The organism is Streptomyces sp. NPDC056144 (genome assembly GCF_042264145.1).
Taxonomy (GTDB): domain Bacteria; phylum Actinomycetota; class Actinomycetes; order Streptomycetales; family Streptomycetaceae; genus Streptomyces.
The window spans coordinates 33,582-55,325 of the sequence record NZ_JBHJVF010000012.1 but is presented as its reverse complement, the minus strand read 5'-3'; the positions used below and the strand labels follow the sequence as shown (position 1 = coordinate 55,325).

Sequence of the window (21,744 nt, the reverse complement as noted above, 5' to 3'; positions counted from 1 at the left end):
CGAGAGTGCAGGGGAATCCCCGGCCGATCAAGAGACCGGCCGGGGATTCTCGCCATGCGGAAGGGATCCGGGCACGGCAGGGGTCCGCACGAGGAAGGGGGCCGTGCGGGACGCGTCGGGTCAGAGGCGCGAGATCTCGTCCACCAGGTCGTCGAGGCCCAGCGGCCCCTGCGACAGCGCCGCCATGTGCCAGGCCTTCGCGTCGAACGCGTCGCCGTGCGCGGCCCTCGCGTTCTCGCGGCCGAGCAGCCAGGCGCGCTCGCCCAGCTTGTAGCCGATCGCCTGGCCCGGCATCGAGAGGTAGCGGGTCATCTCGCTCTCCACGAACGCCGCCGGACGGCTGCTGTGCAGCTGGAAGAACTCCTGCGCGAGCTCGGGGGTCCACCGCTCGCCGGGGTGGAACGGCGATTCCGCGGGGATCTCCAGGCCCAGGTGCATGCCGATGTCGACGATCACCCGGCACGCGCGCATCATCTGGCCGTCGAGGTAGCCGAGGCGCCGCTCCGCGTCGGGCAGGAAGCCCAGCTCGTCCATGAGGCGCTCGGCGTACAGCGCCCAGCCCTCCAGGTTGGCGCTCACCTTGCCGATGGTCGCCTGGTAGCGGGAGAGCGTGTCGGCCACGTGCGCCCACTGCGCCACCTGGAGGTGGTGGCCCGGCACGCCCTCGTGGTACCAGGTGGAGACGAGGTCGTACACGGGGAAGCGGGTCGTGCCGTCCACCGGCAGCCAGGTGCGGCCGGGGCGGCTGAAGTCCTCGGACGGGCCGGTGTAGTACGGTGCCGCGGCGCCGCCGGGCGGGGCGATTCTGGACTCCACCCGCCGTACGCGCTCCGCCAGTTCGAAGTGGGTGCCGTCGAGCGCCTCGATGGCCTCGTCCATGAGCTCCTGGAGCCAGACGCGGATCTCCTCCACGCCCTCGATGTGCGTGCCGTGCTCGTCGAGGTGGGCGAGCGCCTCCCAGGGCCCGGCGCCGGGCAGGATCCGCTCGGCCTCGGTGCGCATCTCGTCGAGGAGGCGGTGGTACTCGGACCAGCCGTACGCGTAGGCCTGGTCGAGGTCCAGGTCCGTGCCGTTGAAGTAGCGCGTCCAGCGCTGGTACCGCTCGCGGCCCACGGTGTCCGGGGCGTCGGCGACGGCGGGGGCGTACACGTCCCGCATCCAGTCCCGCAGCTCCACGACGGACGCGGTGGCGCCCTTGGCCGCCTGGCCGAGTTCGGTACGGAGCTCCGCGGGCAGGTCGTCGGGGCCGGAGGCGGCGAACTGCTCGAACCAGCCGGGCCCTTCGCCGTCCGCGCCCGCCCACTCGGTGAGCTGGCCGACGAAGGTCGCGGTGGCGCGCGGGCCGCCGAGGAGGTCGCGCGACAGGCCGAGGGCGAGCGAGGCGCGGTACCCCTCCAGGGCGGCGGGGACGGCCCGCAGCCGGGCGGCGACCGCCGTCCAGTCCTCCTCGGTCTCCGTCGGCATCATGGTGAAGACGATCCGCACGCTGTGGGCGGGCGACCGCATGTTGCTGACCGTGCGCAGGCTCTCGTGGGCGTTGTGCACGCCGAGTTCGGCGGTGAGGCGCTCGCGCAGCAGGCGGGCGCAGCGGCGCTCGGCGTCGCTGTCGGCGCCCGGCGCGGCCTCCGCCGCGTCGAGGGCGGCGAGCGTGCGCCGGGAGAGGTCGGCCACGGCCTTCAGGCCGACCGGCGAGAAGTCGGGCAGCAGGCCGGCGCTCTCCTTGACTCCCAGGTACGTACCGGTGATCGGGTCGAGGGCGATGAGTGCGTCGACGTGGGCGTCGGCGAGCTGGCGGGGCAGCAGGCTGCTGGAAGTCTCTGGCATGGGGGTCATCCTGACGCCTCGCGAGGGCCGCGTCATCTTCGTCCGGCCTCAGTCGGCTGACAACGAGGGGCCGTGCGCGGGGGGAAGGAGCGGTCCGCACTCCCACTGCTGGAAGATCAACCGGGTCTCGACCCGGGCCACCTCGCGGCGCGAAGTGAACTCGTCGAGGACGAGTCTCTGCAGGTCAGCGGGGTCTGACACGGCCACGTGCACCAGGTAGTCGTCGGGGCCCGTGAGGTGGAACAGGGCCCGGGACTCGGGCAGCGCGCGGATCCGGTCGACGAACGGACCGATCAGTTCCCGCCGGTGGGGGCGCACCTGGACCAGGAGAAGCGCCTCCAGGCCGCGTCCGAGTTTGGCCGGATCCAGCCGTAGTTGGTGGCCCAGGATCACGCCGGTGCGGCGCAGCCGCGCGACCCGGTCGAGGCAGGTGGAGGGGGCTACGCCCACCTCGGCGGCGAGCTCGCGGTAGGTGGTCCGGGCGTCGTTCTGCAGGAGGCGAAGAATGTGCAGATCGACCGCGTCCAGTACGACAGAATCGGCCATTGGCCGAACGTAGCACGGGGTTTTCCCCCTACCTTCCGGTAGACGTTCACAGTGCCGCCATGGACGCCATGGACCGCGACCTCTCGGCCACCCCGAGGGCGCTCGCCACCGAAGCCGTGCACGCCGGACGCGAGGACCTCGCCGGACTCGGAGTGCACGCCCCGCCGCTCGACCTGTCGACCACCTACCCCTCGTACGACGCCCGGGCCGAGGCGGCCCGCATCGACGAGTTCGCCACCACGGGCGCCCGTCTCGACGGCCCGCCGGTCTACTCCCGGCTGGACAACCCGACCGTGGCCCGCTTCGAGGACGCCCTCGCCCGCCTGGAGGGCGCCGAGGCGGCCGTGGCCTTCGCGAGCGGCATGGCGGCGCTGACCGCCGTCCTCCTCGCCCGGGCGAGCCAGGGCCTGCGGCACGTCGTGGCGGTCCGCCCGCTGTACGGGTGCAGCGACCACCTGCTCGACACGGGGCTGCTCGGCACCGAGGTGACCTGGACCGACCCGGCGGGCGTGGCCGACGCGATCCGTCCGGACACGGGTCTCGTCATGGTCGAGTCCCCGGCGAACCCGACGCTCGCCGAGGCCGACATCCGGGCCCTCGCCCACTCCTGCGGCACGGTGCCGCTGCTCGTCGACAACACCTTCGCCACCCCGGTCCTCCAGCGGCCGGTCGAGCAGGGCGCGCGGATCGTGCTGCACAGCGCGACCAAGTACCTGGGCGGGCACGGCGACGTCATGGGCGGTGTCGTGGCCTGTGACGAGGAGTTCGCCCGTACGCTCCGGCAGATTCGTTTCGCCACCGGTGGTGTCCTGCACCCGCTCGCCGGTTACCTGCTGCTGCGCGGTCTCTCCACCCTTCCGGTACGGGTGAAGGCGGCGTCCGCCACGGCTGCGGAGCTCGTCCGGCGGCTCGCCACCGACCCCCGGATCGCCCGCGTCCACTACCCGCGGATCGGCGGCGCGATGATCGCCTTCGAGGTCTTCGGGGACCCGCACGAGGTGATCGCCGGAGTCCGGCTGATCACCCCGGCGGTGAGCCTCGGCAGCGTCGACACGCTCATCCAGCACCCGGCCTCCATCAGCCACCGGATCGTGGCCGAGGGGGACCGGCGTTCGGCGGGCGTCAGCGACCGGCTCCTGCGCATGTCGGTCGGCCTGGAGGACGTCGAGGACCTGTGGCGCGACCTCACGCAGGCGCTCAGCGCTCCGCCCGCCGCACCTCTCCGTGGGGCAGCGACGGGGACGGGGCCGGCGCTGCGGTCAGTCGCGCGGTGATCACCAGGGTGCCCTCCTCGATCTGGTAGTCGAGGGGCAGGTTGAGCGCGCGCATGGCGGCCACCATCCCGGTGTTGGACGCCTGCGTGACGGCGTACACGCTCGCGCAGCCGGCCTCCTCCGCGAGGGCCACGAGCCGGTGGAGGAGTTCGGAGCCGATGCCGCGCCGCTGCCAGTCGTCCTCCACCATGAGGGCGACCTCGGTCTCGTCGCCGTCCCACAGCAGGTGGCCGAGGGCGACCATCCGGCCCGAGGCCGTCTGCACGGCGAGCGTGCGGCCGAAACGGGGGCTCAGCAGGTGGTCGAGGTACCGGCCGGCGTCGCCGACCGGGCCGTGGTAGCGCAGGCCGAGGGTGCGGGCCGAGCAGCGGTCGTGCATGGCGCGCGCGGCGGGCAGGTCGCGCTGGTCGGCGCGGCGGACGGTGATCTCGTTGCCCTCGGGCAGGGTCAGCACGTCACGGCCGCGCGGGAGGCGCGGGCCGAGGCGCGCGTCCAGCTCGACGAGGGCGCGGGCCCGGGCGAACTCGGTCGGGGTGAAGGGGAGGTACGGCCGCTCGACGATGAGCGTGCCGCCGTGCGGGTCGCGCAGCCGCATCACGGTCTCCTCCAGGACCCCTTCGACCGGGGCCTGTTCGCCGAGCGGACGGCCGGTCAGGGAGAGCGCCGGGACGGAGTGGAGGGTGCAGCGGCCGAGGAGCTGGCGCAGCGCGAGCGGCAGTTCGGCCGCGTCGAGCGCCGTACGGGTGGCCAGGCCGAGGACGCGGGTGGGGGTGTCCACCAGGTCGTGGGCGTCGGCCCGTTCGGTCCACGTGTCGCGGCCGCCGGCGGCCGCGATCTCACGGGCGAGGTCCTGGGCGGAGAGCTCGGCGGGGGCGCGGAGGAGGAACTCGTCGACGGTGCCCCGGGCGAGCGGGTGGGTCTGGAGGGTGAGGATGTCCACGCCCAGGCGGGCGAGGACCGTGCAGAGCGCGGCGAGGCTGCCCGGGGTGTCCTGGACGGTGGTGCGCATGCGCCAGAGCGCGGTCTCACCGCTGGGCGCCGCCGTCTCGGCGGGGGCGGTCCCGGTCTCGTCGGTGCGTACGGGGACGGGGGCGGGCGCCGTCCCCCCGCCGGTATCGACGGCGGGCGGCGCATGGCTGTGCCTCCGGGCCCACCAGGTGTGGAAGGTCGCGGTGGCGACCAGGGCGATGGCCGAGAACACCAGGAGGTAGGGACCGTCGGGCCCCTTGACGATGCTCTTGGCGATCGTGTCGGCCACCACCACGGCGGTGAACAGGGCGGCGAGCTCGATCAGGTCGTGCCGCCAGTGGTGCGGACGGCGGGCGCTCTTCGAAGACGTGACATCGGTCATGACTTCACTGTGACCCAGCGGTGTTGCGTGATCACGAACGCTTTGTGACTGACGGGTTAAGCGCCCGTCTGGCGGCTTAACGACCGATTCGGTCCGCTTGTGTCCGAGTTTGACCGGCCCCCTGTCGGAGTGCGCCCAGGAGACGCCTGGCCTGCACCACGAGCTGCGAGGAACCCCGCTTCGCGGCGAGCGCGTCGAGCCCGGGGACGACGTCCCCCGCCCCGCACCGCTCCACGCAGTCGGCCGCCACCGCGAGCACCTCACCGAGGCCACGTATCGGCGTCGCCGCGCCGAGCAGCCCGGGCAGCATCGCCCCCAGGACTGCCCAGACCGTCCCGTACGCCCCCGTGAACGCCGCCGTCCGGGCCGCGTCCGTCAACCGGTTCGGCTTGACCGAACCCTCCGCGAGCAGCCAGGCCAGCTCCTCGCCGAGCCGCCGCGCGTCCAGCTCCCCGCGCGCCGCCAGGACGAGGACGGCGTCCACCGCCCGCAGCCGGTCGTCGGCGTCCAGGCACCCGAGGCCGAGCGCGAGCGCCAGGTGCACCGCCCGGCCCACCGGACCCTCCGTCTCGGCCAGGGCCGTCAGGGGCTCGGTGACCTCGCGGGCGTCCCCGGCGGCGCCGTAGGCCAGCGACGGCAGCAGACAGGCGGCCAGCACCTCGCGGTCGGCGGGCAGCACCGAGGCCCACAGCGCCCGGTCGTGCCTCCCGTGATGGCAGCGCCGGGGCGTCGGATCCACGGCGCCGACCAGCCACCGGAACGGCGGCGGGAACTCCGCCCGCAGCGCGGGCCGCTCGCCGAACTCCACGCCGATCCTGCCCGTCAGCCAGTACGTCCGCCGGGTCCTGTCCTCGTCCCGGTCGAGGACGCGGGGACGCGCCTCCACCGGCGCCGGCGCCCGCAGCCAGGAGGCGAGCCGCTCTCCGGCCCGGGTGCCGAGCGCCGCCGCCCCGTCGGCCGCGGAGTCCGCCGACGGAGCGGCACGCGCGACCCTGAGCAGGGCCTGCGCGAAGTCGTTCGGCGCGGGCTCGACGCCCGCGTCCCGGTACTCCCGCAGGCGCGCCACCAGCACCGACGGCTCGATCGCCCCGGTCGTCAGGGTCGGCGAGGCCAGCAGGAACGGCAACGCGTCCGTGCCGACCAGGCCGGAGGCCTCCCACAGCCGGGACTCGGTCACCACCGACAGGGCCTCGCCGAGACAGTCGGCCTGGACGGGGCCCATCCTGCGGCCGAGGCCGACACGCGCGGGGTCGAGGACACCGAGCAGCCCGGCGAGCACCGCCTGCGGCCCCCGGGGCTCGTAGGCGAAGTAGTACGGCTCGTCCCGCCACCGCTCCCACGGGAACGCCGCCCGCACCGCCTCCACCACCGCCTCACGGTCCCGGTACGCGTGCCGCACCAGACCGTCCAGCGCCCGCTCGAACGCCACGGGGTCCTCGGCGAGCCGCCGAGCCGCCAGCTCGGCCACGGTCTCCTCGACCGTCGCCGCCGGAGGCGGCACCCGCAGCACCTCGGGCACCGGCGGCAGGATCTCCACGTACGCGCCCGCATCCTCCGCCCCCGGACCGGCGCCGAACAGCTCCTCGGCCGCCTGCCGGTGCGTCGCGCTGAGCAGCCCGGCGGCCTCGGCGAGCTCGCGCAGCACCCCCGCCTCCACGGCGGACAGATGCCGGGCCACCAGCTTCAGGGCCCGCTCCTGCACGTCCGTGTCCTCGTTGCCGAAGGCCTCCGTCACGGCCGGGAGCAGCAGGTCCGCCGCACCGGGCTCCCGCGCGAGCACCGCGCCGACCAGCGCGAGCTGGGCCCGAAGGAGCTTCTTCTCCGTGCGGAACAGCACCCCGGAGGTCATCTCGGCGAGCGCCTCGACCGGAAGTGTCCCCGCCGTGGCGAGTCCCGTCAGGAGCTCCTGGGCGTAACCGGCCACGATCGAGGGCGTGTCGGCCGCGATCCCGACCCAGGCGGGGACCCGCGCCCGCACCTCCTCCGCGTCCGGCGCGAGCAGCTGGACGATCTCCAGCGGCACGCGCAGGTTCCGGATGGGGCCGCCGCGCAGCAGCCGGGACACGCAGACGTCGAGGATCCGCGCCCGGTCCAGGGTTCCGTCCGCGACCAACGCCGCCAGGACCGTGGGCCAGTGCCGCTCCGGCCGACGCCCCGGCTTCCGGGTCAGGCGCTCCGGCGGCTCCGCCATCCCCAGCGCGTGCGCCACGAGGTCCGGCGTCTGCGGGTCCTCCCGGAGCCGCTCCGCGAGCCGGTCGTCGGTGAGGTGCCAGGTCCAGCCGGTGACGTACCCGTCGGTGGGCGCCACCCGGTAGCCGGAACGGACCACGAGCCCGTGCACCAGCTGGTACCGGTTCTCCGCGACGACCCGGCGACCGGCCAGCCGTGCCGCCAGATCCGCCGCCCACGCGGGAGTGACCTCCCCGAGCGCCGCGAGCGCCAGCGGGCCGTCGGTCTCCCACATCAGCAGATCCCGCGCGCCCAGCCAGCTCGCGGCGGCCGCGGGCGTCGTCAGACACCCGGCACCCGCCACGTACAGCGCGCTGCAGATCTTGTTCGGGTGGTACGGGGCGGCCGTCCACTTCCCGGCCCTCACCTCGGCGCGCAGCGCCTTGAGGCGCGTCAGCGCCACCTTGCGCGCGGCGGCGTCCAGCGGTTCGAGGAGGGCGGGCACCTCGGCGGCCCGCCCGTCGAGAACGGCGGCGAGCAGCGCCTCGACGGCCGACCCCGAGCCCCCTTCCGTCTCCCTCTCCGTCCCCCTTTCCGCCTTCGTCCCCGTCCCCGCCCCCGAGCCCATGTCCGTTCCCCTGCCCATCCCCGTCTCCCGCCCCATGCCGTCGTTCACGCGATCCCCACCCCTCCGGATCGCGTCATGGAGAAAACCCTAGGACCCGGCACTGACAACGCTCCTGACCTGCCGTCCGGTCCTCTCCCGAGCCCTCTCCGGCCGGGCGTGAACGAGGTCCTACTGGCCCACGAGCCCCGGCCGCAGCACCTTCGTGAACAGGACCTCGCCGCCCTCCGCCCGGAGCCGTACGGTCAGCTCCCCGCTGTCCCCGTCGATGTCGACCTCGCCGAAGTACTGCGGGCTCTCCATCGGCGACACGTTCGCCCGCTGCGGCGCCCGGACGAAGACCCGCTCCGGACCGAAGGTCGCGTCGAGCGCGTTCGCGGGGAAGCCGCCGGCGGCCAGCGGTCCCGAGACGAACTCCCAGAACGGGGCGAAGTCCTGGAAGGCCGCCCGCTCCGGCGCGTAGTGCTGCGCCGACGTGTAGTGCACGTCGGCCGTCAGCCAGACCGTGCCGGTGATCCGCCGGTGCTTCACGAACCGCAGGAGCTCGGCGATCTGGAGCTCGCGCCCCAGCGGCGCGCCCGGGTCGCCCTGCGCGACCGCCTCGAAGTTCGACGACCCGTCCGGTACGACGAGACCGAGCGGCATGTCCGAGGCGAGGACCTTCCACACCGCCGTGGACGCGGCCAGCTCCCGCTTCAGCCAGGCGAGCTGCTCCGCGCCGAGGATGCCGGTCGTGTCGTCGGCCTGACGGCCGGGGGAGTTGGCGTTCCGGTAGGAGCGCATGTCGAGCACGAACACGTCGAGCAGCGGCCCGTACCGCACGACCCGGTGCATCCGGCCCTCCTGCCCGCGCCCGCGCGCGTGGAGCGTGGACACGGGGGTGTACTCGCCGAAGGCGCGCAGGGCGCGCGCGGCGAGGACGTCGACGTCCTTCTCCGTGTAGCGCGGGTCGTCGAGGATCTGCCCGGGGTACCAGTTGTTGCGCACCTCGTGGTCGTCCCACTGCGTGACCGTCGGGACCTGCGCGTTGAAGGCCCTGACGTGGTGGTCGAGGAGGTTGTAGCGGAAGTTGCCCCGGTACTCGTCGAGGGTCTCGGCCACCTTCGACTTCTCCGGCGTCGTGACGTTCCGCCAGACCCGCCCGTCGGGCAGGGTCACGCTCGGCTGGATCACGCCGTCGGCGTACACCGAGTCGCCGCTGCACAGGAAGAAGTCCGGGTCGAGGCGGCGCATCTCCTCGTACGCGCGGAAGCCGCCGATGTCCGGGTTGATGCCCCAGCCCTGGCCCGCGATGTCCCCCGACCACAGGAACCGGACGCCGTCGCGGCGCCGGTCGGGGGCCGTGCGGAAGGTGCCGGTGACCGGCTCGCCCGTACGGCGGGGGTCGTCCGGGTCGGCGAGCGTGACGCGGTAGTGGATCTGCTCCCCGGCGGGGAGCCCGCGCAGCGCGGTGGTCCCGGTGAAGTCGGTGCCCGCGCCGATCAGCGGGCCGTGATGGCGCCGCACCCGGCGGAACGACTCGCTGGCCGAGGTCTCGACGAGCATCCGCGCGGGCCGGTCCGAGCGCACCCACAGCAGCCCGGAGGAGGCGGTGACGTCGCCGGTCTGCACGCCCCAGTCGGCCCGCGGCCGCCCGGACAGCGCGAACGCGGGGGCCGCGAGTCCCGTGCCGCCGAGGGCGAGCGCCGCCGAGGCCGCGAGCGAGCCGCGCAGCAGGCCGCGACGCCCGGGGGAGTACGGGGAACCGGGCACCGAGTGGGTCATGAGGGCCTCCGAGAGCGTGTCCGGGCGCGTCCGTCGCGCCGCCGCCCCCTGCCTAACGCGCGGGGGCGGCGCCCGCGCGAACCCCGCGTGAACGCACCGACATCGGCGGCCGACTCCCGTCCTCGGACGCTCGTACTCGGACGCCCGTACTCAGGCGCCCGTGACCGCCTCCGCCACGAGCCGGACGCCCCGCGCGATGACCGACGGCGCCAGGTGCGCGTACCCCACGACCAGGCGTATGTCCCCGTCGGCCGGCCGTTCCGTGCCGTACTCCTCCAGGGTCCGCAGCGCGACCCCCGCCATCGCCGCCCGGGCGAGGAACCGCTCCGGCGGCCCGAAACCGGCCGGTACGCGCGCGATGACGTGCAGTCCCGCCGCGATCCCGCTCACGCGGGTGCCCGGCAGGTACGTGTCGAGGGCGGCGAGCAGCGCGTCCCGCCGTTCCCGGTACGCGCGCTGGCAGCGCCGCAGCTGCCGGTCGTACCCGCCGCGCGTCACGAGCTCGGCGAGCACGGCCTGATCGAGTACGGGATTGCCGAGGTCCATCGTGCGCTTGCGTTCCACGAGCTCGCCGAGGAGCGCCTCCGGCACGAGCATCCAGCCGAGCCGCAGGCCCGGAGCGAGGGACTTGCTGACCGTGCCCGCGTACGCGACGCGCTCCGGGTCGAGCCCCTGGAGCGCGCCGACGGGCGCCCTGTCGTAGCGGAAGTCGCCGTCGTAGTCGTCCTCCAGGACGTAACCGTCCGTCTCCCGCGCCCAGTCGAGCAGCGCCGAGCGCCGCTCCGCCGACCAGCTGATGCCCGAGGGGAACTGGTGCGAGGGCGTCACCACGACCGCCCCCACCCCGGAGGCGGCGAGCGGCCCCGGAAGGAGCCCCTCCTCGTCCAGGGGCAGCCAGCGGGTCTCCACCCCCGCCGAGGAGAAGAGCCGCTGGTGCTCGGGGCTGCCCGGGTCCTCCACGCCGACGGTGCGCACACCCCGCGCGCGCAGGACGAACCCGAGCATGGTCACCGCCTGCGCGACCCCCGAACACACCACGAGCCGCTCGGGATCGGCGACGACTCCGCGCCGTCGCGCCAGCATCCCCGCGAGCGCCTCACGCAGTTCGGGAAGGCCCCGCGGGTCCGGATAGCCGAGGGACGGGTGGGCCAGGCGGGCCAGGACGGTTCGCTGGGCCGCGCCCCAGGCGGCGCGCGGGAACAGCGACAGGTCCGGGGTCCCCGGCGAGAAGTCCACCAGGAAGCCCGCCGCCCGGGGCGCGTGGTCGCGCGCCTCGCGCGCGGCCGACCGCGCCGCGCCGCTCACCCACGTCCCCGAGCCCCGGTCGCTGCGCAGGTACCCCTCGGCGGTGAGCTGCTCGTACGTCTCCGTCACCAGGCCCCGCGAGACGCCGAGGTCGGCCGCGAGCTCCCGGCTCGACGGCAGTCGCGTCCCTGCGGTCAGCCGCCCCGCGCGCACGGCGTCCCGCAGCGCCTCCTGGAGCGCCCGCCCCCGCCGCCGCGCGGGAGCGCCGGCGGCCGGCAGCAACAGCTCCCAGGCGGGCAGACCGTGCGGACCGGCCTCCGGAGCCACCGTTTCCGGAGCTACCGCCTCCGGAGACACCGCCTCCGGGCTCACCCCCTCCGGAGTCACCCCCTCGGGAGACGCCCCCTCGGGTGACGCCCCCTCCGTGGTCACCGCCTCCGGCGTGTCGGCACGGGCCGCCGCCGGTCCTCTGCTCCGAGCCGATGCCACGTACGCCTCACGATTCCCTTGGCTCTTGCCTGTCGCGCGTGATCCACTGCCGACGAGTATGCCGTCAGGGGCGCGGTCCGCTACCGGCCCAGGTCGACGGAGACGTGCGCGGCGAGCGCGTGGAGGAAGTCGGCCGCGTCGAAGGCCGCGCCGGCCGAGACCACTCCGACCGCCTCGGTCCGGCCGGTGAGGACACGGTGGACCGCCTCGACCGCGAGCGGCGCGGTGACGGCGTAGATGTCCCGGCCGCTCGCCGTGGCGCGCCGCTCCTGACCGCCCGAGCGCACGACCACGTCCACGAGGAAGGTCTGCGCGGACCGGCCGCGCTCGTCGACGGCGGTCGGCGCGGGGGAGTCGGGGGCCACCACGTCCCGCGCCGCCTCGGTCGTCATGTACGTGCGCACCTCGGGGACGGCCAGGTGGCTGGGGACGGTGACGACGTCTGCCATGGTGAACTCGCCGATCACGGAGCGGTCGCCCACCGGGTCGGGGAAGGACCAGGTCAGCGTCGGCGGAGCGTCGTCGCGGTGCCGGAGGCGGCCGCCGCTGAAGACGACGCGCCGTCCCTCCCTGCGTTCGCGGGACACCGCGCCCGCGCCGCGGGTCCCGGCGGTGGGGTGCCAGCTGCTGAGCGCGTAGGCGACGTGCGCCTCGTCGGCCGAGGTCCAGTCGCCCATGGCCGCGGTGACGAGGAGGTCGCCGAGCCCGCCGAAGAAGGCCATCGCGGGGACGATCAGGGAACCGGCCTCCGCCGCGCGTGCGGAGTAGTGCGCGAACGTGTCGGCGTTGGCCTCGATCTCGGCGGCCACGTCGACGTACGGGACACGGGCCCGCAGCGCCGCCTCGATCAGGCCCGAGGCGGTGGAGGCGAAGGGTCCCGCGCAGTTGACGACGGCGTCGACACCCGCGAGGGCGCGGTCCAGCGCCTCGGGGTCGTCGGCGGAGGCGGGCCGGACGTCGAGCCCGGGGTGGTCCGGGAAGGTGTCGGCGAGGGCCGTCAGCTTCTCCGCGTCGCGCCCGGACAGGACCGGCGTGAACCCGCGCTCCAGCAGTTCCGCCACCACGAAGCGCCCGGTGTGCCCGTAGGCACCGAACACCGTGACCTTCTGCCCCGTCGTCATCGCCGTCTCACGCATCGAATTCTCCCGCCGTTCCGCTCGTTTGTTGAACTGTGTACATCCTGCGGGACGGCGGACGCCCACCGTGAGTGTCGGAAACGACGTGCTGCGCTCAGTTTCGGACATGAGTACAGTCGCATGACATGAGCACAGTCGCCCTGGCCGTCGCCGACGGCATGCTCCACTTCGAACTGTCCGTGGCGTACGAGGTCTTCGGCGCCGACCTCACCCACATCGCCGACCCCTGGTACGAGCTCTCCGTCCACGGCACGGGACCCGTCCGCTTCGGCAGGTTCCTCCTGGAGCCCGAGCGGGGACTCGACCGGCTTGCCGAGGCGGACACGGTCATCGTCCCCGGCTGGGCCGACGCCGACGTGGACCCGCCGGCCGAGCTCGTCGACGCGGTGCGCGCGGCCCACCGGGCGGGCGCGCGCGTGGCCTCGCTGTGCACCGGCGCGTTCGTCCTCGCCGCCGCCGGTCTCCTCGACGGCCGGCGCGCGACGACGCACTGGGCGCACACCCGGGCCCTGGCCGAGCGCTATCCACGGGTGGAGGTCGACCCGGACGTCCTCTACGTCGACAACGGCAGCGTGCTCACCTCCGCCGGCAAGGCCGCCGCGATGGACCTGTGCCTGCACCTCGTACGCCTCGACCACGGCTCCGCGATCGCCAACACGGTCGCCCGCCGCCTCGTCGTACCCCCTCAGCGGGCGGGCGGCCAGGCCCAGTTCGTCACCGCGCCGATCCCCGCCCGCGAGGACCATCCGCTCACGGACCTGCTCCCCTGGGCGATCGCGCGGCTCGACCGGCCGCTGACCGTGGAGGACCTGGCGCGCCGCGCCCGGATGAGCTCCCGTCACCTCGGCCGCCACTTCCGCGCCGCGACCGGCACCACGCCGCTCCAGTGGCTGCTCACCCAGCGGATCCGCCGCGCCCAGGAACTCCTGGAGGCCACCGACGAGAGCATCGACGCCGTCGCCGCCGCCACCGGCATGGGCACGGCCACGACCCTGCGCCGCCACTTCCACCGCACCGTGGGCGTGGCCCCGGACGCGTACCGCCGCACGTTCCGCGCGGCGCGGGCGAGTGGTCCCCGATAGCGGGACCCAAGTGGCCCTCAAACAGGACCGCTTCGCTTCCTACCGTCGGAGGCATGAACGCGAACTCCCTGCGCGGGGTCCTGCTCGTGACCCTCGCCTACGCCCTCGTCGGCGCCTCCTTCACCGCCAACAGCCTGCTCGGCGCCTACCCGTACGCCGGCGGGCAGGCGCTGCGCTACGGCGCCGCCTGCCTCCTGCTGCTGCCGCTGCTCGGGCGCGGCGGCCTCGCCCCGCTGCGGACGCTGACGCTCCGGCACTGGGTGCGGCTCGGGGCGGTCGCCGCCGTCGGCATGATCGGGTTCAACCTCGCGGTCCTCGCCGCCGAGCGGACCGCCGAGCCGGCCGTGCCCGGCGTGCTCGTCGGCTGCGCCCCGGTGGTCGTGGCCGTCCTCGTTCCGCTGACCGAGGGCCGCAGGCCCGCCCCCGCCGTCCTGTACGGGGCCCTGCTCGTCGCCGCCGGAGCCTTCACCGTCCAGGGCTGGGGCCGTACGGATCTGGCGGGGATCGGCTTCTCGGTCGCGGCCCTCGCGGGCGAGGTCGGCTTCACCGTGCTCGCCGTACCCGTGCTGCGCGTGCTCGGGCCGAAGCTGCTGACCGCCGCCGTCTGCGGGATCGGCGCGGCCGAGGCCGCGCTCCTCGGGCTCGTCGTGGACGGGACGGCGTTCGTCCGGATGCCGACGGCCGTGGAGACCGGTGCCCTGATCTGGCAGGCGGCCCTCGCGACGGTCGTCGGGTTCGTCCTCTTCTACATGGGCGTCCAGCGGATCGGCATGGAACGCGCCACCCTCTACACGGGCGCGATCCCGGTGGCCGCCGCGCTGAGCGCCGCCCTCGTGGCCGGTGCCTCCTTCGGCGTCCCGCAGGCGGTCGGCGGCCTCCTCGTCGGGGCCGGGGCCGCGCTCGGCACCGGCCTCTTCACGTTCACGCGCGCGCGTTCAGCGGCTTCCGAGCCCCTCGGTGCCCGCGTCCCCGCGGCTGCCGTCGAGGATCACCCGGGCGACGAGCGCGGGATCGTCGTTCATGGGAACGTGCCCCGTGCCGGGCAGCCGGACGAGCCGGGCACCGGGCAGGACGTGCTTGGCGCGGACGCCCTGGCGCCGCAGGAGCAGCCGGTCCCTGGTGCCCCAGGCGATGGTGACCGGCAGGGCGGCGGGCAGCTCGTCGCGGAAGGTGGTGCCCCGGCCGGCCGCGAGCGTCTGGTGGAAGCCGGAGGCCTCGCGCAGCGCGAGCGTCTCGGCGAGGACCGCCTCGGGTGAGCGGCGGCCGGGGCGCGCGTAGATGGTGCTGGTGAGCACGGTCCGTCCGGCGGCGGTACGGGACAGCCGCTCGATCGCCGGGACGGGCAGCGTCAGGGCCGCGCCCCGCATCGCGCGCAGCGTCCCGAAGGCGTACCGCCGCTCGCCCTCCGACCAGAAACCGGCGGGGGAGAGGGCGGTCACCGACCGCACGCGCTTCTCCCGGCCGAGTTCGAGGGCGAGCAGGCCGCCGAGGGAGTTGCCGGCGACGTGCGGACGCTCGATGCCGAGGGCCTCGCAGAAGGAGCCGAGTACCGCGCCGACGGCGGAGAGCTCGTACGGGCAGTCGGCCGGGAGCCCGTCGGAGGCGCCGAAGCCGGGCAGGTCGACCGCGACCACGTCCCGTTCGACGGCGAGGATGTCGAGCACCGGCTCCCAGGCCTGCCAGTGGTGGCCGATGCCGTGGAGCAGGAGCAGCGGTTCGCCCGCGCCCCTGCGTTCGTACGCGAGGGACACCGTGCGGGGACCCGCCGGGGTCGGGAACGAGAACGCGATCCGTGCGGGCATGACGGCTCCCTGTCGTGAACGTCGGTGGAACGAGACATCGTTAGACGGCTCGTCAGCAAGAATTACCGATGGGTAGCAAGGAGTTCAAGCCCCACGCGCGCGGGGCGCGGTTCCGCTGGACAACCCGGCCCGCGTGGACTGGGATGGCGAGGTGCCTGCCGACATATCCGCCCCCGCCACCCTCACCGACGTCTTCGAGGAGCACCGCCCGATGCTCCTCGGCGTCGCCTACCGCATGCTCGGCCGTGCCGCCGACGCCGAGGACGTCGTCCAGGAGGCCTGGCTGCGCTGGACCGCCGAGGACCGCGCCGCCGTCCGCGAACCGCGCGCCTTCCTCGTACGGATCACCACCCGCCTCGCCATCGACCGGCTCCGCCAGGCGCAGGCCCGCCGCGAGTCCTACACCGGCCCCTGGCTGCCCGAGCCGGTCGTCACCGACTTCGGCGCGACCGTTCCCGACACCGCCGAGCGCGCCCTGCTCGTCGACTCCGTCTCGCTCGCCGTCCTCGTCGTCCTCGAATCCCTCTCGCCCCTGGAGCGGGCCGTCTTCGTGCTCCGCGAGGCCTTCGGCTTCCCCTTCGGGGAGATCGCCGTCGCCCTCGACCGTTCCGAGGCGGCCGTCCGCCAGCTCGCCGGGCGGGCCCGCCGCCACGTCGACGAGGGCAAGCCGCGCTACGACGTCGACCCCGTCGAGCGCCGCGACCTCACCGAGCGCTTCCTCGCCGCCGCGGCCGGCGGCGACCTCGGCGAGCTCCTCGCCCTGCTGGCCCCGGACGTCAGCCTCGTCGGGGACACCGGGGGCAAGGCCAAGGGCCCGCTGCGGATCATCGAAGGCGCCGACAAGGTCGGCCGCTTCCTCCGGGGCGCGGCCCAGGGGGCGGACGAGGTGTTCACGTACCGCTTCGAGGAGCTCAACGGCGGCCCCGCCCTCGTCGCCCTCGTGGACGGCAGGCCCGAGGTGGTCTTCCAGCTCGACGTACGCGACGGGCGTGTCCAGCGCGTCTACATCATCAGCAACCCCGACAAGCTCCAGGCCCTCACGGCGGCCCTCTGACCTGACGGATTCCCCGGGTCCCCGCCGCACGAGAGGAAGCCCCGTCTCCCCGCCCGGGAGGCGGGGCTTTTGCTGCGCGGGCCTCACGACGGCGCGAACGTCCTGTGAACGATCTAGGTCAGAGGGTCGCATTCGGGGGCGATTGACGGAGGATTGGTCTTGACCAAGTCTGCGGCTCGCCATATGGTCGCATCGTTAGTGCAGGAACCTTTAATAAATAAGGGCGCGGAAAACGCCGCGGGACACGGCGAATTTTCGGAGGATCAGGGTGGGGACCACACAGCTGGAAGCGGTACCGGAACCGAAGTACCAGCACCTCAAGACAGTGATCGGCGAAGCGCTCGACTCGGACTTCGCCGTCGGAGAGATCCTGCCCAACGAGCGGGAGCTCGCGGCGCGCTTCGGCGTCGCCCGCGCGACCCTCCGGCAGGCCCTGGAGCAGCTGGAGCTGGAAGGCCGTCTCCAGCGCCGCCGCGGTGTCGGCACGACCGTGGCCCCGCCGCGCGTCGGCGTCGACGTCTCCACCGCCCAGCAGACCTGGCCCGGCGTCGGCGACGACACCTGGCAGGCCCTGGACTGCGCCGCCGACGTGGCCCCGGCCGCCGTCGCCCGCGTCCTGGAGACCGCCGCCGACGAGCGGGTGCACGTCATCCGCAGGCTCCGCGTCACCGCGGGCCAGCCGGTCGCAGCCGAGCTGCTGTACGTGCCCGCCGCCTCGGTTCCCGGCATCGACGCCGTCGAGGCCCCGGTGGGCCCCGGACGCGCGCGCGGGGTGCTGCGCGAACTCCAGCGCCTCGCCCTCGACGGCCAGGACCGCTCCGTCGAACTCGGCTCGGCCCGTGCCGACGACGCCAAGGAGCTCGACCGGCTGCCCGGCGCCCCCGTGCTCGTCGTGACGACCCGCTACCTCTCCGGCGGACGCACCGCCGCCGTCTCGGTGGCCACCTACCGCGCCGACACCTGCCGCCTCACCTTCGGCGACTCGGTCGACCTGGTGATGGCCTCGTAGCGCACCCCGCAGCGAACCGGCCCGTCGAGGGACCGCCCACCGAGGCGGTTCAGCGGCGGGCCGTCACCGTTCCGTCGACGGCGAAGAGCTGCTCCTCGACGTGGTCGAGCGCGAGCCGCAGCGCGCCCGTGCCGACCGCCGCCTCGCCGAGCAGCGACAGCACCACGCGCGGCGGACGCAGACAGAACCGCGCCAGCTCCTCGCGGAGCGGCGGGAGGACGCCGTCGAGCCCGGCGGCCCAGCCGCCGACGACCACCAGCTCGGGATCGATCGCGAGCACCAGCGCCGCCACGTCGTGGACCAGCCGCTGGATGAACCGCTCGACGGCCGCCTCCGCCCGTGTGTCGCCCTTGCGGGCGAGCGCGAACACCTCGGCGACCGCCTGCTCGTCCAGCGGGTGCAGCGGCTCGTCCGTCGTCGACAGCAGGTGCTCCGGGGTCACCCCGCGGCCCAGCAGGTGCAGGGCGCCGATCTCACCGGCCGCGCCGCCGAAACCGCGGTGAAGCCGGCCGCCGATCAGCGACCCGGCGCCCGGGCTCAGCCCGGCGAGGACGAAGACGATGTCGTCGGAGTCGGTCGCGGCGCCCTTCCAGTGCTCGGCGACCGCCGCCGCGTTCGCGTCGTTCTCGACGATCACCGGGCAGCGGAACGAGCGGCGCAGCCGCTCGCCGAGCGCGAGGCCCGTCCAGCCGGGCAGCGCCGTGCCGAGCCGCACGGTCCCGTCGGCCTCCACGATGCCGGGCGTGCCGACGCCGACGGCCCGCAGGTTCGACCGGGCGACCCCGGCCCTGCGCAGGACGTCCGCGACGACCGAGCGCACCTTGTCCAGGCGCTCGTCCTCGGGGGCCGCCTCCGACACCTCGCGGGACCCGGCGCCGATGATCCGGCCGTCGAGGCCGGAGAGCAGCGCGGCGACGCGGTGCGGACCGATCTCGATGCCGAGCAGATGGCCGGCCTCCGCGCGGAAGCGGAACCTCCGCGCAGGGCGGCCCTGGCGCCGGGCCTCGCCCTCCTCGGGCGCCGCCTCGACGACGAGACCGCCCTCCATGAGGCCCTCGACGACCCCCTCGACCGTCGGCCGGGAGAGACCCGTGATCCGGGTCAGGTCCGTGAGCGTGGGCGCGTCGGCGCCGCGCAGCGCATGGAGTACCACCGCGGAGTTGATCCGCCGCAGCAGAGACGGATCCCCGCCGGTCAGCCGCCCCACCGTGTGTCCTCCCAGCTCGTGAGCATCTCAGGCGGATGGTACTCAATGGTTCGGGGCGCGGCGAGCCTCGCCCCCGGGAGGTACGCGGCGGCCGGCCGCCCCGCCGTCTGACGCCACGCCAACTGTCAGTGGCGGGGGCTTTACTGGGCTCATGACGACGACACGGCAGCTGGCGACGATCGACGAACTCCGCGCGCGCTTCGCCGGGGCGGACGCGGGGGTGCTCCTGACCGAACTCCCGACAACCGGAGGCGAACCGTCCGGAATCGACGCGGAGCAGTGCGAAGCGGAGCGGGACGGTCTCGTCGCCCTCCTCGCCGCCCGCTGGGGCCCGCCCAGGGAGCTGGACCTCTGGCCGCTCCTGGAGGAGTCCTTACCGGGGACCTGGACCGTGGTCGCCGGTCACTGCCCGGAGCTCTCCGTGTGGTGGGAGGGCGGGCGGTGGACCGGGATAGGGATCTCCCGGTGGGGCGGGGACCCGCCCCACCGTCTCCTCGTCGTCGTCACGACGGCGGACCCGCCTCAGGCGTAGGACACGGCCGAGTCGACGAACTGCCGGAAGGTCCCGTGTCCGTCACGTCCGCCGAGATGGCTGCCGCCCACCCCGACGGCGAAGAGGAACGGATCGACGTTGTACCGCTTGTTCCTGACCTGGGTGAAACCCATGATCACGGGATGCTGGTGGGCCACGTCCCTGGCCCCCTTGGGGGAGCGGTAGAAGGCCCAGGACAGGCCGGGAGCCCGCGCGAGGATCGTCTCGCCGAGGTGGAGTCCCAGGTCGTAGGCGACGGCGATCCACACCGGTCGGGGACGCGGCGTGCTCCCGGCGTCCGGTTCGACCTCCGCCCGGTACCAGGTCTCCAGCGCGTCCAGGGCCTCGTCGTCCGTGCCGAGCCGCACGCCGTTCGCCCCGACGAGCGTGGCGAGCACCGCGAGCCGCTCGTCCTTCGTCGCCATCCGGTGGTCGTACTCGCGCCGCGCGGCCTTCGGGTCCATGTCCTCCATCGGCCCGTCCTCGACCGGCACGTACGGCCGGTAGTCACCCCAGTCCACGCGGCGACTCCCTTCACGACTCACGAACCGGGCGGCGGCTCCTGCGCGGCCTCCCGGAGCCTGGCGTACTCCTCGGCCATCGTCGCCGCCGTCCAGTGGGCGTTCAGGCCGCTCGGGTTGGGCAGGGCCCAGACCCGGGTGGAACCGATCATCCGCTCCTGCGGTCCGATGACCGCCTTCGGCTCGCCGAAGGCCGTCCGGTACGCGGTGACGCCGACGACCGCCAGCCACCGGGGCGCGAGGCGCTCGACCTTCCCGGTCAGGACACGTCCGCCCGCCAGGTACTCCTCGCGGGTCAGCTCGTCGGCCCTGGCCGTCGCACGGGCGACCACGTTGGTGATCCCGAGTCCGTACGAGAGAAGTTCTTCCTGCTCGTCGGGGCGCAGCTGCCGGGGGGTGAAGCCGGAGAGGTGGAGCACCGGCCAGAAGCGGTTGCCGGGGCGGGCGAAGTGGTGGCCCGTCGCCGCCGTCATGAGACCCGGGTTGATCCCGCAGAAGAGCACCGAAAGGCCGCCCGCGGCCACGTCGGGAACGACGCGGTCGCGGGCGGCCTCCAGCTCCGCCTTGGTGAACCGGGGGGTACCGGTCAGAGGATCGCGCCGGGCGTGTAGGCGGCGGCCTCGGGGTGCTGCTTGAGGATCTCCTCGATGCGGGAGACCACCGACGCGACCTGGTCGGCGGCGGCGCCCGTGAAGGACAGCTTGTCGGCCATCAGCTCGTCGAGCTGCGCGCGGTCCAGCGGGATCCGCTCGTCGGCGGCGAGCTTGTCGAGGAGCTCGTTGCGCTCCGCGCCCTGCTCGCGCATGGCGAGGGCGGAGGCCACGGCGTTCTCCTTGATGGCCTCGTGGGCGACCTCGCGGCCGACGCCCGCGCGCACCGCGCCCATGAGGACCTTGGTGGTGGCGAGGAAGGGGAGGTAGCGGTCGAGCTCGCGGGCGACGACGGCCGGGAAGGCGCCGAACTCGTCGAGCACGGTCAGGAAGGTCTCCAGGAGACCGTCGAGCGCGAAGAAGGCGTCCGGCAGGGCGACACGGCGGACCACGGAGCAGGACACGTCGCCCTCGTTCCACTGGTCGCCGGCGAGCTCGCCGGTCATCGACGCGTAGCCGCGCAGGATGACCATGAGGCCGTTCACGCGCTCGCAGGAGCGGGTGTTCATCTTGTGCGGCATCGCCGAGGAGCCGACCTGGCCGGGCTTGAAGCCCTCCGTGACCAGCTCGTGGCCCGCCATCAGGCGGATCGTCTTGGCGATCGAGGACGGCGCGGCGGCCAGCTGCACCAGCGAGGTCACCACGTCGTAGTCGAGCGAGCGCGGGTAGACCTGGCCGACCGAGGTGAAGGCCTGCCCGAAGCCGAGGTGGGCGGCGATCCGCTGCTCCAGGTCGGCCAGCTTGGCGGCGTCGCCGCCGAGCAGGTCCAGCATGTCCTGGGAGGTGCCGACCGGGCCCTTGATCCCGCGCAGCGGGTAGCGGCCGAGGAGCTCCTCCAGGCGGGCGTACGCCACGAGCAGCTCGTCGGCGCCGGTCGCGAAGCGCTTGCCGAGGGTGGTGGCCTGGGCGGCGACGTTGTGCGAGCGGCCGGCCATGACCAGCTCCGCGTACTCGGCGGAGAGCTTGCCGAGGCGGCCGAGGACGGCGACCGTGCGGTCCCGCACGAGCTCCAGGGAGAGGCGGATCTGGAGCTGCTCGACGTTCTCGGTGAGGTCGCGCGAGGTCATGCCCTTGTGGACGTGCTCGTGGCCGGCGAGGGCGTTGAACTCCTCGATCCGGGCCTTCACGTCGTGGCGGGTGACCTTCTCGCGCTCGGCGATCGAGCCGAGGTCGACCTGGTCGAGGACGCGCTCGTAGTCGGCGAGGGCGGCCTCGGGAACCTCGATCCCGAGGTCCTTCTGCGCACGGAGCACGGCGAGCCACAGCTGACGCTCCAGCTTCACCTTCTGCTCGGGGGACCAGAGGACGGCGAGCTCCGCGGAGGCGTAGCGGCCGGCCAGAACGTTGGGGATGCGGGGCTTCGCAGTCACAGCAGTCACGTGGACAGAGTTTACTGGCGATTTCTGCAGGCCAGCGCCACGGTCCGATGTGGAGCTTGCTACGAGACGCAGGTCACCCGACGTG

17 protein-coding genes and 1 pseudogene are annotated in these 21,744 nt (G+C 74.2%); 6 read left to right on the top strand and 12 right to left on the bottom strand.

Going from position 1 to position 21,744, the window contains the following annotated elements:
- Positions 1 to 120: 120 nt before the first annotated feature.
- Both ACFC0Z_RS28540 and ACFC0Z_RS28535 read right to left on the bottom strand, forming a co-directional pair.
- Entirely contained in the window at positions 121 to 1,824 is a 1,704-nt protein-coding gene (locus ACFC0Z_RS28540) for a DUF885 domain-containing protein (RefSeq protein WP_376443764.1), read from the bottom strand.
- 48 nt (positions 1,825 to 1,872) lie between these two features.
- Positions 1,873 to 2,370: an Lrp/AsnC family transcriptional regulator gene (locus tag ACFC0Z_RS28535; RefSeq protein WP_376443761.1), complete on the bottom strand. Its 498-nt coding sequence runs from the start codon at positions 2,368 to 2,370 to the stop codon at positions 1,873 to 1,875.
- Positions 2,371 to 2,429: 59 nt separating this feature from the next.
- Here ACFC0Z_RS28535 and ACFC0Z_RS28530 point away from each other — a divergent pair, with 59 nt between their 5' ends.
- Complete coding sequence (locus ACFC0Z_RS28530; protein ID WP_376443758.1) at positions 2,430 to 3,644, top strand: trans-sulfuration enzyme family protein; 1,215 nt, start codon at positions 2,430 to 2,432, stop codon at positions 3,642 to 3,644.
- On the opposite strand, the gene ACFC0Z_RS28525 is transcribed toward ACFC0Z_RS28530, so the two are convergent.
- From ACFC0Z_RS28525 to ACFC0Z_RS28505, 5 genes are all read right to left on the bottom strand, one after another.
- A complete protein-coding gene (locus tag ACFC0Z_RS28525; RefSeq protein ID WP_376443756.1) occupies positions 3,568 to 4,995 on the bottom strand; it encodes a GNAT family N-acetyltransferase in 1,428 nt (475 codons plus the stop codon). The two genes, ACFC0Z_RS28530 and ACFC0Z_RS28525, sit on opposite strands and share 77 nt — an antisense overlap.
- A gap of 76 nt (positions 4,996 to 5,071) precedes the next feature.
- A complete protein-coding gene (locus ACFC0Z_RS28520) occupies positions 5,072 to 7,810 on the bottom strand; it encodes a DUF6493 family protein (RefSeq protein ID WP_376443754.1) in 2,739 nt (912 codons plus the stop codon).
- Positions 7,811 to 7,960: 150 nt separating this feature from the next.
- A complete protein-coding gene (locus tag ACFC0Z_RS28515; protein WP_376443751.1) occupies positions 7,961 to 9,553 on the bottom strand; it encodes an alkaline phosphatase D family protein in 1,593 nt (530 codons plus the stop codon).
- Between the two features lie 150 nt (positions 9,554 to 9,703).
- On the bottom strand, positions 9,704 to 11,125 hold the full coding sequence (locus ACFC0Z_RS28510; protein ID WP_376443748.1) for a PLP-dependent aminotransferase family protein: 1,422 nt from the start codon (positions 11,123 to 11,125) through the stop codon (positions 9,704 to 9,706).
- Between the two features lie 242 nt (positions 11,126 to 11,367).
- The gene (locus ACFC0Z_RS28505) at positions 11,368 to 12,408 is read right to left on the bottom strand and encodes a saccharopine dehydrogenase family protein (protein WP_376444147.1); all 1,041 of its coding nucleotides are present in this window, start codon (positions 12,406 to 12,408) and stop codon (positions 11,368 to 11,370) included.
- 140 nt (positions 12,409 to 12,548) lie between these two features.
- Between ACFC0Z_RS28505 and ACFC0Z_RS28500 the strand changes: the two genes are divergently transcribed.
- Both ACFC0Z_RS28500 and ACFC0Z_RS28495 read left to right on the top strand, forming a co-directional pair.
- Positions 12,549 to 13,505 (top strand): helix-turn-helix domain-containing protein, encoded by a 957-nt coding sequence (locus ACFC0Z_RS28500; protein WP_376443745.1) that lies wholly within the window; start codon positions 12,549 to 12,551, stop codon positions 13,503 to 13,505.
- A 53-nt stretch (positions 13,506 to 13,558) separates the two neighbouring features.
- Positions 13,559 to 14,395 (top strand): annotated as a pseudogene (locus ACFC0Z_RS28495) (EamA family transporter); the annotation flags it as partial.
- A gap of 45 nt (positions 14,396 to 14,440) precedes the next feature.
- Here ACFC0Z_RS28495 and ACFC0Z_RS28490 read toward each other — a convergent pair.
- Positions 14,441 to 15,307 carry an alpha/beta fold hydrolase gene (locus ACFC0Z_RS28490; protein WP_376443743.1) on the bottom strand — a complete coding sequence of 289 codons (867 nt, stop codon included), beginning with the start codon at positions 15,305 to 15,307 and terminating at the stop codon, positions 14,441 to 14,443.
- Positions 15,308 to 15,458: 151 nt separating this feature from the next.
- Here ACFC0Z_RS28490 and ACFC0Z_RS28485 point away from each other — a divergent pair, with 151 nt between their 5' ends.
- On the top strand, positions 15,459 to 16,361 hold the full coding sequence (locus ACFC0Z_RS28485; protein WP_376443740.1) for an RNA polymerase sigma-70 factor: 903 nt from the start codon (positions 15,459 to 15,461) through the stop codon (positions 16,359 to 16,361).
- 268 nt (positions 16,362 to 16,629) lie between these two features.
- On the top strand, positions 16,630 to 17,370 hold the full coding sequence (locus ACFC0Z_RS28480; protein WP_376443737.1) for a GntR family transcriptional regulator: 741 nt from the start codon (positions 16,630 to 16,632) through the stop codon (positions 17,368 to 17,370).
- A gap of 49 nt (positions 17,371 to 17,419) precedes the next feature.
- Here ACFC0Z_RS28480 and ACFC0Z_RS28475 read toward each other — a convergent pair whose 3' ends face one another.
- Positions 17,420 to 18,577, bottom strand: a complete 1,158-nt coding sequence (locus ACFC0Z_RS28475; RefSeq protein ID WP_376443735.1) for an ROK family transcriptional regulator — start codon at positions 18,575 to 18,577, stop codon at positions 17,420 to 17,422.
- A gap of 151 nt (positions 18,578 to 18,728) precedes the next feature.
- Between ACFC0Z_RS28475 and ACFC0Z_RS28470 the strand changes: the two genes are divergently transcribed.
- Entirely contained in the window at positions 18,729 to 19,109 is a 381-nt protein-coding gene (locus tag ACFC0Z_RS28470; protein WP_376443732.1) for a hypothetical protein, read from the top strand.
- Here the strand turns inward: ACFC0Z_RS28470 and ACFC0Z_RS28465 are convergent.
- The 3 genes from ACFC0Z_RS28465 to purB all read right to left on the bottom strand — a co-directional run bounded on the left by ACFC0Z_RS28465 (position 19,100) and on the right by purB (position 21,659).
- On the bottom strand, positions 19,100 to 19,630 hold the full coding sequence (locus ACFC0Z_RS28465) for a hypothetical protein (protein ID WP_376443731.1): 531 nt from the start codon (positions 19,628 to 19,630) through the stop codon (positions 19,100 to 19,102). The genes ACFC0Z_RS28470 and ACFC0Z_RS28465 overlap by 10 nt on opposite strands.
- A gap of 20 nt (positions 19,631 to 19,650) precedes the next feature.
- Positions 19,651 to 20,154: a G/U mismatch-specific DNA glycosylase gene (mug, locus tag ACFC0Z_RS28460; protein ID WP_376443728.1), complete on the bottom strand. Its 504-nt coding sequence runs from the start codon at positions 20,152 to 20,154 to the stop codon at positions 19,651 to 19,653.
- A gap of 62 nt (positions 20,155 to 20,216) precedes the next feature.
- Positions 20,217 to 21,659, bottom strand: coding sequence for an adenylosuccinate lyase (gene purB / locus ACFC0Z_RS28455; RefSeq protein ID WP_376443726.1), 1,443 nt, complete (start codon positions 21,657 to 21,659; stop codon positions 20,217 to 20,219).
- Between the last annotated feature and the right edge of the window lie 85 nt (positions 21,660 to 21,744).